The 13,059-nt window shown below is 70.2% G+C and carries 11 protein-coding genes and 2 pseudogenes; 9 read left to right on the forward strand and 4 right to left on the reverse strand.

The window, feature by feature from the left end; translation table 11 throughout:
- Positions 1–119: 119 nt before the first annotated feature.
- The 6 genes from OHT51_RS02890 to OHT51_RS02915 all read left to right on the forward strand — a co-directional run bounded on the left by OHT51_RS02890 (position 120) and on the right by OHT51_RS02915 (position 5,096).
- Positions 120–1,400, forward strand: coding sequence for a hypothetical protein (locus tag OHT51_RS02890; RefSeq protein WP_328877276.1), 1,281 nt, complete (start codon positions 120–122; stop codon positions 1,398–1,400).
- Complete coding sequence (locus OHT51_RS02895) at positions 1,346–1,723, forward strand: cytochrome P450 (protein WP_328877277.1); 378 nt, start codon at positions 1,346–1,348, stop codon at positions 1,721–1,723. Before OHT51_RS02890 ends, OHT51_RS02895 begins: the two co-directional genes overlap by 55 nt.
- Positions 1,720–1,995, forward strand: coding sequence for an acyl carrier protein (locus OHT51_RS02900; protein WP_328877278.1), 276 nt, complete (start codon positions 1,720–1,722; stop codon positions 1,993–1,995). Before OHT51_RS02895 ends, OHT51_RS02900 begins: the two co-directional genes overlap by 4 nt.
- On the forward strand, positions 1,992–2,189 hold the full coding sequence (locus OHT51_RS02905) for a hypothetical protein (protein WP_328877279.1): 198 nt from the start codon (positions 1,992–1,994) through the stop codon (positions 2,187–2,189). The genes OHT51_RS02900 and OHT51_RS02905 overlap by 4 nt, the downstream gene beginning before the upstream one ends.
- Positions 2,144–3,748 carry a fatty acyl-AMP ligase gene (locus OHT51_RS02910; protein WP_328877280.1) on the forward strand — a complete coding sequence of 535 codons (1,605 nt, stop codon included), beginning with the start codon at positions 2,144–2,146 and terminating at the stop codon, positions 3,746–3,748. Before OHT51_RS02905 ends, OHT51_RS02910 begins: the two co-directional genes overlap by 46 nt.
- 169 nt (positions 3,749–3,917) lie before the next feature.
- A complete protein-coding gene (locus OHT51_RS02915; protein ID WP_328877281.1) occupies positions 3,918–5,096 on the forward strand; it encodes a serine hydrolase domain-containing protein in 1,179 nt (392 codons plus the stop codon).
- Positions 5,097–5,143: 47 nt separating this feature from the next.
- Here OHT51_RS02915 and OHT51_RS02920 read toward each other — a convergent pair whose 3' ends face one another.
- The 4 genes and pseudogenes from OHT51_RS02920 to OHT51_RS02935 all read right to left on the reverse strand — a co-directional run.
- Complete coding sequence (locus tag OHT51_RS02920; protein ID WP_328877282.1) at positions 5,144–6,829, reverse strand: dolichyl-phosphate-mannose--protein mannosyltransferase; 1,686 nt, start codon at positions 6,827–6,829, stop codon at positions 5,144–5,146.
- A 17-nt stretch (positions 6,830–6,846) separates the two neighbouring features.
- Complete coding sequence (locus OHT51_RS02925) at positions 6,847–7,872, reverse strand: MBL fold metallo-hydrolase (RefSeq protein ID WP_328877283.1); 1,026 nt, start codon at positions 7,870–7,872, stop codon at positions 6,847–6,849.
- On the reverse strand, positions 7,866–8,645 hold the full coding sequence (locus OHT51_RS02930; protein WP_328877284.1) for an enoyl-CoA hydratase/isomerase family protein: 780 nt from the start codon (positions 8,643–8,645) through the stop codon (positions 7,866–7,868). The genes OHT51_RS02925 and OHT51_RS02930 overlap by 7 nt, the downstream gene beginning before the upstream one ends.
- A 61-nt stretch (positions 8,646–8,706) precedes the next feature.
- Positions 8,707–9,285 (reverse strand): annotated as a pseudogene (locus OHT51_RS02935) (NAD(P)-dependent oxidoreductase); the annotation flags it as partial.
- On the opposite strand from OHT51_RS02935, the pseudogene OHT51_RS02940 reads away from it, so the two are divergent.
- The 3 genes and pseudogenes from OHT51_RS02940 to OHT51_RS02950 all read left to right on the forward strand — a co-directional run.
- Positions 9,278–9,406, forward strand: a pseudogene (locus tag OHT51_RS02940) (TetR/AcrR family transcriptional regulator); the annotation flags it as partial. The pseudogenes OHT51_RS02935 and OHT51_RS02940 overlap by 8 nt on opposite strands.
- Positions 9,407–9,625: 219 nt before the next feature.
- Positions 9,626–11,299 (forward strand): purine-cytosine permease family protein, encoded by a 1,674-nt coding sequence (locus OHT51_RS02945; RefSeq protein WP_443052385.1) that lies wholly within the window; start codon positions 9,626–9,628, stop codon positions 11,297–11,299.
- Between the two features lie 167 nt (positions 11,300–11,466).
- Positions 11,467–13,056: an ABC transporter substrate-binding protein gene (locus tag OHT51_RS02950; RefSeq protein WP_328877285.1), complete on the forward strand. Its 1,590-nt coding sequence runs from the start codon at positions 11,467–11,469 to the stop codon at positions 13,054–13,056.
- Positions 13,057–13,059: the final 3 nt, after the last annotated feature.

Consider the following 13,059-nt stretch of genomic DNA (forward strand, 5'->3'; position numbering starts at 1 on the left):
CATCAACTCTACTGGTGGTGATGATGACTCGGGACTGATCGCGAGGGACGGAGCCGTTGGCGGCGCCGCCCTTTGACCTGCCGTCCCGACTGCGCAGGGTTCAGGGATGGGGTGTGGGGATGGCGTTCGCGATCGTGGGCCTGGGGTGCCGGCTGCCCGGCGGGATCGTGGATCTGGCCGGCCTGCGCAACTCCCTGTGGGCACAGAGCCCGGAGGTCATCGACCGGTTCGTGCGGGACGTCCGCTCGTGCGGCCAGCTGAGGGTGAACGACTCGCACCTCGCGGGGGTTCCGTTCCTGTCCAACCACGGCGGGCCGGGGCTGAGCGGCGACAGGTTCGCCGAGCTCAACTACCCGATGCTGCGCACCAGCCGCCTCCAGGGCGTGTCCGTGGCGCGGTCCGCACCGCCCTCCCCGGCCGCCGCCGCGTACGTCCCGGCGCAGCCGAGGCCCAGGGTCGGGGCGGCCCGCGCGTACCCGTCCGGCTGGCCGCCCGAGGAGCTTCCCGGCGGTCTGCCGGCCCCGTTCACCGAGGCGTTCCACCACGACCCGTACCCCACACTGCACTGGCTGCGCGAGCACCGGCCGTTGAGCCGGGTCCTCAGCCCGGACGGACCCGGCTGGCTGCTGACCCGCTACGACGACGTCCGTACCGCTCACACCGACCCACGCGTGACCTGCGACAGCAAGCGGATCCCCGCCGGCCTGATGTGGCTGCGGCACTGGCCGTCCGAACTGCGGGAGCGGCTGTTCGTGCATCTGCTGGACAGCGACGACCCGCGGCACGCCGAACTGCGGGCGATCATGCGGCCGTTCTTCACGCCCGCCCGGCAGGAGCAGTGGCGCTCTCGGGTGCAGCGTCTCGTGGACGCCCGGATCGACCGGATCGTGGAGCGGGGCCGCGGCGACCTGATGGCAGCGGTGGCCTATCCGCTCGGCGGCAACGTGCTCTTCTCCGTCCTCGGCGCCACCCCGCCCCGCATGAACCACCTGCGGGCGATGATCTGGCGTACCGCCGAGTGGAACAACGACGTCCCCTACGTCGAGGCGCTCGCCCACGAGGTCGACGCGTTCGTCCGCGGGGCCGTCGCCGAGAAGCGTCGCTCCCTGGGCGACGACCTGATCTCGCTGCTGGTCCGGGCCCGCGACCAGGACGGTCTGATCAGCGAGGACGAATTGCACGGCCTGGTGATGATGATGCTCGTCGCCGGCCAGGCCCCAGCATCAACAGCGTCGGCAACAGCCTGCACTCCCTGCTCGCCCACCCCGGCCAACTCGCCGCGCTCCGCGACGATCCCGCCCTCCTCGCGACCGGCATGGGCGAACTGCTGCGCTACGAGAGCCCGTTGCCCTTCACCAGTTGGCGGGGCACCCTGGAACCCGTCGAGTTCGGCGATGTGACCGTCCCGGCGGACGAGTCCCTGTTCCTGTGCATCGGCGCGGCCAACCGGGACCCCGCGCGCTTCCCCGACCCCGACCGTCTCGACCTGAGCCGCCCCACGCCGGGCCATCTCGCCTTCGGCCACGGCGCGCACTACTGCCTGGGCGCCCACATCGGCCGGATGACGGCAGAGGCCGCCGTCAGCACCGTCCTGCGCCGGCTGCCGGGCCTGCGGCCGGACGGTATGCCGCGGTGGCGGCCCAGCATGTTCGAGCGCGGCCTCAGCGTCCTGCCCGTCGCCTGGGACGTACCGCAAAAGGTGCAGCAGGGAGCCGCCCGGTGAAACGCTCCGAGATCCTCGCCGAGGTCAAGGCAATGCTCGCCGAGTTCGGCGGCGTCGACCCCGAACAGGTCGACGAACAGACCGCGTTCATCGCCGACCTCGGCCTCGATTCGCTCGTCCTGGTGCGGATGACCGTCGTCGCAGAGGAGCGGTTCGGAGTACGCATCCCCGACGAGGTCGCCTGGGAACTGCATACGGTCGGAGCCGTGGTCGGCCATGTCGAGGAGGCCCTTGCGGAGCGGCCGGGTGTGGCGGATCGGGGCCGGCGATGAGTGAACTCGTCCGGTTCCTGCGCGAGAAGATGTGGCTCCTCGGCGACACCCGCTGGTACGCGCGCGTGGACAGCGTCCGCGGTGAACTCGTCGAGGTGGAACGCCTCGGATACACCCAACTCGACGCCCGGGCACGTGCCGTGGGGGCATGGCTGGCCGACCGTACGCCGCCCGGTGCGCGCGCGTCCTGCTGATGTACCCGGCGGGTCTGGAGTTCTATGCGGTCTTCCTCGGTTGCCTGTACTCGGGTCGGGTCGCCATCCCCGCCCCGCTGCCGGACACCGACCGGCGCGCCCTGGAACGGGCCGAGGGCATCATCCGTGACGCGGATGTCGGCCTGGTCCTCAGCGACGCCGCCCACCAGCCCCGGCTCGGCTACTGGCTCGCCGGCATGGATCTGGTCGCGCCCGCCGAGTGCGTCGCGACCGACGGCACCGCGCTGCCGGACCCGGGGACGTGGTCCCCCGCCGCCCTGGAACTCACCGCGACCGCCTACATCCAGTACACGTCCGGCTCGACGAGCGAGCCGCGCGGCGTCGTCATCAACCACCGGAACCTGCTGCACAACCTGTTGTCGATCAGGGAGAAGCTCGCCCCCGACGAAGTCCTGGACGAACTGCGCCACGACCCGTCCCCCACCGGCGCCGGCTGGCTGCCGCACTACCACGACATGGGCCTGGTCGGCATGCTGCTCAGTCCGCTCGTGAGCTGCGGCAACCTCGTCTTCTCCTCCCCGGTCTCCTTCATCGCCCACCCTCTGCTCTGGCTCCAGATGATCAGTCGGTACCGGGCCTACTACACCTTCGCCCCGAATTTCGGCTACGACTGGCTGCTGCGAAGCATCAAGGACAGCCAACTCACCGATCTGGACGCGGACCTGAACGTCGACTGTCTGCGGTTCGCGCTGAACGGCGCCGAGCCCGTCCGCGCCGACGTACTGAATGCGTTCGCCCGCCGGCTCGCCCCCATCGGCTTCAGCCCGCGCGTCTGGGCGCCGAGCTACGGCCTGGCCGAGGCCACGCTCATGGTCACCGGCACCCCCTGCGGCAGCGGACCGACCATGGGGCGCTTCTGCCGGGACGCGCTGGAGGCCGGACACGCCGTGCCCGACCCGGACGGCGTCGACCTCGTCAGCTGCGGCGCTCCCGCGGGCGCCGACGTCCGCATCGTCGGCCCCGCCACGTCGGGGCCGGTCAAGGACGGGCAGGTGGGCGAGGTCTGGGTACGTGGTGAGAGTGTCGCCGAGGGCTACCTCAACGATCCGCAGGCCACCGCCGAGCACTTCGCCGCCGTCACCGCCGACGGCGACGGGCCGTACCTGCGGACCGGAGACCTCGGCTTCTTCCAGGACGGCGAACTGTACGTCACCGGTCGCGCCAAGGACCTGATCATCGCCAACGGCCGCAACATCCACCCCCAGGACATCGAGAGCGTCAGCGAGGCGTCCGACCCCGCCACCGGCCCGTGTGCCGCGTTCGCCCTGGCCGACGACGCTGGTCACGAACGTATCGTCCTGGTCCAGGAAATCCGCCCCCTCCACCTCAACGGCCGCAGTCCCGCGGCTCTCGCCGGGGTCATCAGAGAACGCCTTGCCCGCGAACTGCGGCTGGCCGTCCAGGTCGTCATCGTCGGACCGATGAGCGTCCCCCGGACCACCAGCGGCAAGATCCAGCGTTCACGAACCCGGGACGTGCTCCGGGCGGCGGACCTCACACCCCTTCACTCCGACCTCCATCCATCTGCGATGCCCTAGGCACCGTCAGGGCGGGGCAGCAGGGGGTTAACCCCACCACCGGTCCGGTTGATCCCCCCATCGCGCTTCCCCGCCCTCCGCGGCCATCGTGGGACAGGAAACGGGGACAGGGAGGCGGGGCACACGGCGCTCCCTGACACGACGGCTCTCACAGTCAGGGGAAGCACACGTGACCAAGCGGAATCGTGCGATCGGCGGCTTACTCACGCTGGCCGTGGCGGCCGGAGTCGCGGTGGCCTCACCGATCGGAGACGATGGGCAACGGCACAGCGCCAGCGCCACGGTCGCCGCCGCCAAGTCCGCCCGGACAACCGACCACGCCCGGCTGCGCGCGATCCTCCACCGCCTCACCACGGTCGACGGCGGTCCCGGAGCGCTCGTCGAAATGCGGAACCGCACCGGCCGCACGGTGCTGACCAGCGGTGTCGCGGACGTGAGGACGAAAGCGCCGGTACACCGGGACAGCAGGTTCCGGATCGGCAGCATGACCAAGATGTTCCTGGCGACGGCCATGCTCCAGTTGGTGGGAGAGCATCGCGTCGTCCTCGACGCACCGGTGGAGCGCTACCTGCCCGGCGTGGTCCGCGGACACGGCAACGACGGACGGAAGATGACCGTCCGGCAGCTGCTCCAGCACACCAGCGGCGTCCCCGACATCCTGGACCACCTGAGCCCACAGGAGATCCTCAACGACCCCTTGGCCCACCGCGACATGCGTGACCTCGTGAACATCGCGCTCGACCACCCCCCGACCTTCGAACCGGGCAAGGGCTGGCGCTACTCCAATACGGGCTACTTCCTGGCCGGCATGATCATCGAGCGGGTGACCGGCCGCACGTACGGCGAGGAGATCCGCCGGCGCATCATCACGCCGCTCGGTCTGCGCGAGACGTACGTGCCGGGTGACGTCTCGGAGATCCCCGGACCGCATCCGCGCGGTTACGTGCGGCCTGGCGAGGACGCGCCGCTCAGGGACATCACCGCGATCAATCCGTCGGTCGGGGGCCCGGCCGGGGAGATGATCTCCAGCGGCGGGGACGTCAACCGATTCCTGGCCGCTCTCCTGCGCGGCAAGCTGCTGCACCCGGCGCAGCTACGGGAGATGACGAGGACGCGCCCGACCGGCAACTCGGACGGCCGGGCGTACGGCCTCGGCCTGGAGAGCAGGCCGCTGCCCTGGGGCGGCCGCTACTGGGGGCACACCGGCGACATCCCCGGATACGAGGCGGCGGCCGGTGCCACGGTCGACGGCAGGCAGGCGACGGTCATGGTGAACCTCGGCCCGGGTGGTCCGGACGCACAGAGCGACGACATCAAGGCGGCCGTACAGGCGGCGCTCTGCGAGTGACGAGAGGGACGCCTCGCGAACGACCGGTAGGCGGACCCCCGTTGGACTCATATCCAGGTGTCAAGCCACATTCTGGCGTGCCAGTCGGCGTACGGGATCGTCTGCCCGCTGTAGATCGGGAAGAAGTAGATGAAGTTCCAGGCGATGAGCAGGACCAGCGCGCCCGCCGCGACCGCACCCCCCGTACGGCGCGTCTCGCCCGCCCCCGGCGGACCCAGCAGCGCGCCGAGCATCATCGCCACGGCCAGACACAGGTACGGCACGAAGACGACCGCGTAGAAGGAGAAGATCGTGCGGTCCTGGTACAGGAACCAGGGCAGGTAACCGGCGCCCACCGCGCACAGGATCGCGCCGGCACGCCAGTCGCGGCGCAGGGCCCACCGGTAGAGCAGATACGCAAGGGCGAAGCACGCCGTCCACCACAGCAGGGGCGTGCCCAGGGCGAGGATCGTCTGCGAGCAGTCGACCGTCGTGCGGCAGCCGTCCGTTCCGGGTTTCGGCGACTCGTAGTCGAACAGCACCGGGCGGCCGAGGACCAGCCAACTCCAGGGGTTGGACTCGTACTTGTGGAAGCTGTGCAGCCCCACGTTGAACTGGTACACCCCGTACTCGTAGTGCCACAGGCTGCGCAGTGGGGCCGGGATCCACGACCAGGTGCCGCCACGGCCGTCGGCCCAGTGGCGCGCGTAGCCGTGGTCGGAGCGGAACCAGCCGGTCCATGTGGCCACATACGTCACCACGGCGACGGGGACGACGGACAGCACCGACCATCCGAGGTCCTTGCGCAGGACCGACCGGTACGGGTGTCGAGCCCCTGCCACGCGGCGGGAGCCGACGTCCCACAGCAGGGTCAGGACCATGAAGAAGGCGAGGAAGTACAGGCCGTTCCATTTGGTCGCGGCCGCCAGCCCCAGGAAGAAGCCGGCCGCGAGCCGCCATGGACGTACTCCCGCCCCGGCGTGCTCGCCGGTGTGCCGGTCCGGGCGGGCATGGCCGTCCTCACCGACGGGCAGGGCGGCCGCGAGTCGGGCCCGGGCGTGGTCGCGGTCGATCAGCAGACTTCCGAAGGCCGCCAGTACGAAGAACATGACGATCAGGTCCAGCAGTGCCGTGCGGCTCATCACGTAGTGCAGGCCGTCCACGGCCAGCAGCGCGCCGGCCAGGCAGCCCAGCGCCGTCGAACGGAACAGGCGCCGACCTATTCGGCACAGCATCAGCACCGACAGCGCGCCCAGGATCGCCGTCATGAAGCGCCAGCCGAACGGGTCCAGACCGAACATCCACTCGCCGACGGCTATCACCCACTTCCCCATCGGCGGGTGTGCGACGAAGGCGCCGGTGTCGGAGAGCGGGATCACCTGAGGGTCCGCAAGTATCTGCGGGTCGGCGATCTTTCGGTCCGGCCAGGTGCCCTCGTAGCCGAACTGCAGCAGGGACCAGGCGTCCTTGGCGTAGTAGGTCTCGTCGAAGACGACGTCCCGCGGACGCCCGAGGTGCCAGAGGCGGATCGCCGCGGCCAGGGCGGCGACGAGTACCGGCCCCAGCCATGCGAGCCATTCGGTCGGGATGCGGGTCGAGGGCTTGGGGAAGGGCGGGACGAGACGTTCGCGGGTGTCGGTCCGAGGGCGTCCGACGTATCCGAACCGGCGCAGACGGGCCTGCCATTCGTCGGGAGTTGCCGTCGGCGGGGTGCCGTCGAGGACCTGGGCCCGCGACACGCTGCTACTCGTCATCGGATGACCTTAAACGGTCACCCGTCGTTGACGGTGCCCTGCCTCGGCCATGCCCGCGGGAACGGTACTGCCCGCAGGGACGCAGCGGCGACAGGGGTGTGCTCGGCCGCCGCGTGGAGCCGCCCCGCGCGCAGGACGATGGCACCGGCACCGCTGCGGAGCATCGAGTCGACCAGTTCGGCGGCGAAGTCCTCGGGCCCCCGGTCCAGTTGTCGTGCCGCGTCGGTCAGCCATGCTCGTGCGAGCAGGTAGGACTCGGCCTCGGCGGAGGGCACTCCGTCGCGGATCATCAGGGCGAAGGCGAAGATTCTCCGGGCGCCGTACCGGACCGCTCCGGCCGGATCGTCGACGAGGCGCTGTGCGCGGCGCAGTGCGGTGGCGAAGGCGGACCCGGGGTCGGTGGGGATCGGTCCGTGTGCGGGCAGCAGCACGTTCGGGTCGAGGTCCGCCAGCCGGCGTAGGGAGTTGAGCGCAAGGGCAGCGGCGTCGGGTCCGTCGAGGGCGAGGTTGATCCAGCCGACGTCGTAGTCGGACAGCGCGTCGCCGACGGCCAGCAGCCGCTCCTCCGGCTGCCACAGTGCCAGGTGGCCCGGCGTGTGCCCGGGGGTGGACACGACCTGCCAGTCGGCATCGCCCAGGCGAAGGACCTGCCCGTCGTGGAGCGGCAGGTCGACGGTGTAGGGGGCGACCGGCTGGTCGAGGTACTCCGCCAGACAGCACCCGGGGTCGCGGCGGGCGAGGGCCCTGGCGTCCGGGGCACCGGCTGCGATGGCCGCGCCGCCCGCCTGGAGCAGGGCGTTCCCGCCGACGTGGTCGGAGTGCCAGTGGGTGTTCACGACCATGGCGAGGCTGTTCTCCCGGGCATGCACCCACGCGGACGTCTCCTGCGCATGGCCGACGAATCCGCTGTCGACGAGGGCCGGTCGACGGCCGTGCAGCAGGAGGAGGTTGGCGTCGGGGAACGGCCTGCGCTGCCATGTCACCCAGGCCGGGAGATGCTCGGCGCCGCGGTCCGACGCGTCCTCGCTGCGGCCTGTCACCACGGAGCCGGGCCGCCCTTGAGGTGCTGCCAGTACCGCCGGTGCGCATGCCTCGCCGCGTCGCTCGTCATCCCGGCAGGCAGCTCCTCGTCGAGCGGATCGGCCAGGTCGGCGATGTCCCGCAGCGCGGCGGCCTGGCAGGCCCGCTTGGTGAACGCGTACTGCTCGATGCAGTCCTGCGGCATCGTCCCGGCGACCTCGACCGCCCGCTCCACCACCTCACCGGCCTCGGCCAGTTCGTGCACCATCCCCAGCGCATGTGCCTGCGCCGGGCTGAAGATCTCGCCGAGCAGACAGGCGCGGGACGCGACCGGTTCACCCCATGCGTACGCGAGCATCCGCACGTACACCGAGGGCATCGGGATTCCGATGGGCACCTCGTTCAGCCCGAATCTTGCTCCCTGTGCCACCGACACCCGGTAGTCGCACACCGCCGCCGTGATGAGGCCCCCGGCGAACGCATGCCCGTTCACCGCCGCCACTGTCGGACGCGGATAGGTGAACAGCCGCATGTTCGTCGCCCGGTAGTCCGGGAACCACGACGCCACGGCCGGCCGATCCCCTGCGAACAGCGGGAAGTGCTCGCCCAGGTCCAGGCCGGCGGAGAACCGGCCGGCGGTGCCCGTCAGTACGACGGGGCACTCCGGATGATCGCGCTCCAGCCGGTCGAACGCCTCATGCAGATCGGCGAAGAAGGCACGGCCCTGCGCGTTGACCGGATTGGTCGTCATCGTCACCACGGCCACCCGGCCCCGCCGTTCGATCGTCCAGCTCATGGCCGTACCTCCGTGTGCGATCGGGCCGTGCGGCGGGCGGGGTTCGGTGCCGGCTCGCCGTTCATGGCGTGGTGTTGTCGACGGTGGGGCGGGGATCGGCGCTGCTGTCCGGGGAGCCGGGGACGGCGGAGCCCTCCGTGCGGGTCTCCAGCGCATGCAGTACGGCCACCATGTCCTCGCCGCCGTGGCCCTGCGCGACGGTCTCGCCGTACAGGGCGTGGCAGACGTCGAGGAGGGGCGACGCCACTTCTGCCTTGCGGGCGGCCTCGGCGATCAGCCGGTTGTTCTTGAGGACGTCCGCCGCCCCGGCCTGGACCGCGAAGTCCCGGGCCAGCAGCTTGGGTCCCTTCACCCGGGAGACGGCGCTGGCCATCGGTCCCGCGTCCAGGACGTCCCGGAGCAGGCGTTGGTCCAGCCCGTGCCGGCCTGCGAAGTGGAACGCCTCGGTCAGACCGGTGACGAGGGTGATCAGGAACAGGTTGACCGAGAACTTCATCAGCAGGGCGCCCGGTACGCCGCCGCAGTCGAACGTCTCGCGGCACATGGGGGCGAGGACGGGACGTACGGCCGCCACCGCGTCGTCGCCGGCCAGCATCGCCACCAGAGCGCCCTGTTCGGCGGGGACGCGGGAGACGCTCATGATCAGCGCGCTGGAGGGGGCGATCCTGATGGCGCGCGCGGAGCGGGACGTCCGGGCGCTGACGACCGTCGCGCGGGAGCTCGGCCCCCTGCTGGACGCCGCGGTACACAAGGCGAGTTGATACGAAACCGGCGCGCTCCTTGAGGCCCTTGAGGGCATTGGCCGTCACTCCGGCCCTGCGGGAAACATGCCCTTCATCCAAGGAGTCCTCAGGGGAAACGACTCCTGCCTAACGTTCCTGCCTCGCCGACGTTCGTCACGCGGGACTCCACCCCTCCCACCGCTCCCGGACCGAGGCGCCCCCCACGGCAGTCCCCAACCCGCAGCAAGGAGGCGTGGCGTGAGCACGGAGCCACGACTGGCAGAAGTCACCGAGCCCGGACCCGAGCAGCAGGCCTCGCCGGGTACCGACCAGGCCGTCAAGGAGACCCTCGAGGACTACACCCTCCGCTTCGCACCGCGCAGTTACCGCCGCTGGACCCCGATGGTCGTGGCGACCACGGCCCTCGGCGGCATCGCCTACATGGCCGACTTCTCCATCGGCGCCGGCATCGGTCTGGCCCACGGCACCGGAAACGCGCTGCTCGCGATCCTCGTCGCGGCCGTCGTCATCTTCGTGACCGGATTCCCGCTTGCCTACTACGGCGCCCGCTACAACATCGACCTGGACCTCATCACCCGAGGTTCCGGCTTCGGCTACTTCGGCTCGGTCCTCACCAGCGTCATCTTCGCCAGCTTCACCTTCATCTTCTTCGCCCTCGAAGGCTCGATCATGGCCCAGGGTCTCAAGCTGGGGCTCGGACTGCCGCTGTGGCTGGGCTACTTGGTGTCGACGCTGATGGTGATCCCGCTGGTGATCTACGGCATGTCGGCGCTGAGCAAGCTCCAGGTGTGGACCACCCCGATCTGGCTGCTGCTGATGGTCGCCCCGCTGGTCTACCTGGTCGCCACCGACCCGGGGACCGTCGACCGTTTCCTCGCCTACGCCGGCACCGACGGCGAGGGCGGCGTCAACACCGCCGCCGTACTGCTGGGCGCGGGCGTGTGTCTGTCGCTGATCGCGCAGATCGGCGAGCAGATCGACTATCTGCGCTTCATGCCGCCCAAGACCGAGGCGAACAAGCGCGCCTGGTGGACGGCCGTGGTGATGGCCGGTCCCGGCTGGGTCGTGCTGGGCGCGCTCAAGCAGGCCATCGGCGTCTTCCTCGCCGTCTACATCCTCGCCGAGGTAGGGCCCACCGCCGCGCCGGAGCCGATCCAGCAGTTCAAGGGCGCTTTCGACGCGATGATGCCGTCCTGGCTCGTGCTCCCGCTGGCCGTGGTCCTGGTAGTGATCAGCCAGATCAAGATCAACGTGACGAACGCCTACTCCGGCTCCCTAGCCTGGACCAACTCCTTCACCCGCGTCACCGGGCGCTACCCGGGCCGAATGGTCTTCGTCCTGGTCAACCTCGCCTTCGCGCTCGCGCTGATGGAGGCGGACATGTTCAGCTTCCTCAACAGCATTCTGGGCTTCTACTCGAACTGCGCGATCGCCTGGGTGGTCACCGTCGCCACCGACATCGGCGTCAACAAGTACCTCCTGAAGCTCTCGCCGCACGCCCCCGAGTTCCGCCGCGGCATGCTCTATGCCGTCAATCCGGTCGGTGTCGTCGCCTTCGTCGCCGCCTCCGGGCTCTCCATCGCCATGTACTTCCACGCGCTGGGCGACACCCTCCAGCCGTACTCCCCCGTCGCCGCCGCCGTCATCGCCTTCGCCCTCACTCCGCTGATGGCCGTGGCCACCAGGGGCAAGTACTACCTGCGCCGCACCGACGACGGCATCGCCGAACCGATCCTGGACGCGGACGGCAACCCCAGCGGCGTGACGTACGAGTGCCATGTGTGCCGACAGCAGTTCGAGCGGCCCGACGTGGCCGCCTGCCGGACCCATGACGCCGTCGTCTGCTCCCTGTGCCTGAGCACCGACAAGGTCGGCGACCACGTGCTGCCCGCGGCACCCGCCGCCACCTGACCCCCACCAACCCGAGGGCTCCCGCACGTCACGTGCTTGCGGGAGCCCTCCGTCATGTCTGGCCCCCCACGCGGCCCCCTGGTACACAGCACCCCGAGTCTTATTGCATACTCATCGCAATAACGAGATGGATGCAGGTTTTCGCAAGCAGCAAGGGTGTGACGCTCATGACGACCCGTCGAGTACGAAGTGCTGCCGTGACGGCGGCGGCAATGCTGGCCGGGGTCGCCGCCTGCTCCGCACCCGGAAGCGGTGGCAGCGACGGCAAGGCCGCCGAATCCGTCGTGATCGGCGTGGCCTCCGAGCCGGACACCCTCAGCCCGCTGCTCGGCTACGGCAAGGACGGGAACTCGAAGCTCTTCGACGGTCTGCTCGCCCGCGATGCCGACCTGAAGCTCAGACCCGCCCTCGCGAAGGCGCTCCCCGAGATCGGCGCCGACGGCCTCACGTACACGTACACCCTGCGCGACGGCGTGGAGTTCAGCGACGGCGAGCCGCTGACGGCCGACGACGTGGTCTTCACCTACCGGACGATCCTGGACGAGAAGACCAACAACACGGCCCGCAGCGAGCTGGACGCCGTCAAGGACGTGCGGGCGAGCGGTGACGACAAGGTCGTCTTCACGCTGAAGTACCCGTACGCGCCGTTCGCCGGGCGCACGGTCCTGCCCGTCGTCCCCGAGCATGTCGCGAGTGGGCAGGACCCCAACACCGGCTCCTTCAACACCAAGCCCGTCGGTACCGGCCCGTACGTCCTGTCCGCCTGGAGCAAGGGCGAGAAGCTCACCTTCAAGGCCAATCCGGACTACTGGGGCGGCGCGCCGAAGGTGAAGACGTTCACCATGGCGGTCATCACGGACGACAACGTGCGCGCCACCCGGCTGCGCTCCGGCGACCTGGACGGCGCGGTCCTGCCGCCCAACCTCGCCGCCACCTTCAAGAACGACGACGGCACGAAGTCGTACGAGGCGAGGAGCTACGACTTCCGCGCCGTGACCCTCCCGACCGCCGGCAAGGTCACCGGCGACCGGGCGATCCGGCAGGCCCTGGATGCCGCCGTGGACCGCGAGGCCATGGTCGACAAGATCCTCGACGGCGCGGGCACACCGGCGTACGGGCCGCTTCCCGTCGACGATCCCGCGTTCGCCAAGGGCATCGAGCGGGGGCAGGACCTGGACAAGGCCCAGCGGATTCTGGACGCTGCGGGCTGGCAGGCCGGCAAGGACGGCATCCGCGCCAAGGGCGCGCAGCAGGCCGCGTTCACGCTGCTCTACCCGTCCGGCGACAAGGTCCGCCAGGACCACGCCCTCGCCTACGCCTCCGACGCCAAGAAGGCCGGCATGAAGGTGACGGTGGAGAGCGCAACCTGGGAGGTCATCGAACCGCGGATGGGGAAGGACGCGGTACTCGCCGGCTTCGGCAGTACCGGCGACCCCGACTTCGGCCTCTACACCCTGCTGCACTCCTCCCTCGCCGGAGACGGCTTCAACAACATGGCCCGCTACGACAGTCCGGCCGTGGACAAGGCCCTGGACACCGGCCGCCGCACCCAGGCCGCGGCCGAGCGCAAGGGCGCGTACGAGGCGGTCCAGCGCGAGCTCGTGAAGAACCCCGGCTACACGTTCCTCACCCACATCGACCACCTCTATGTGCTCGCCGACCGCTGGGACGGGCTGACCACGCAGCTCGAACCGCACGAGCACGGCTTCGCCAGTGGCCCCTGGTGGAACATCGAGGACTGGCAGCCGAAGAAGTGAGCG

Source organism: Streptomyces sp. NBC_00299 (assembly GCF_036173045.1).
Lineage (GTDB): Bacteria > Actinomycetota > Actinomycetes > Streptomycetales > Streptomycetaceae > Streptomyces > Streptomyces machairae.

Excerpts from the sequence above, each read along its gene's own strand:
- OHT51_RS02950 (WP_328877285.1), top strand. The coding sequence starts at position 11,467 with ATGACGACCCGTCGAGTACGAAGTGCTGCCGTGACGGCGGCGGCAATG.
- OHT51_RS02905 (WP_328877279.1), top strand. The coding sequence starts at position 1,992 with ATGAGTGAACTCGTCCGGTTCCTGCGCGAGAAGATGTGGCTCCTCGGC.
- OHT51_RS02930 (WP_328877284.1), bottom strand. The coding sequence starts at position 8,645 with ATGAGCTGGACGATCGAACGGCGGGGCCGGGTGGCCGTGGTGACGATG.
- OHT51_RS02910 (WP_328877280.1), top strand. The coding sequence starts at position 2,144 with ATGGCTGGCCGACCGTACGCCGCCCGGTGCGCGCGCGTCCTGCTGATG.
- OHT51_RS02890 (WP_328877276.1), top strand. The coding sequence starts at position 120 with ATGGCGTTCGCGATCGTGGGCCTGGGGTGCCGGCTGCCCGGCGGGATC.
- OHT51_RS02920 (WP_328877282.1), bottom strand. The coding sequence starts at position 6,829 with ATGACGAGTAGCAGCGTGTCGCGGGCCCAGGTCCTCGACGGCACCCCG.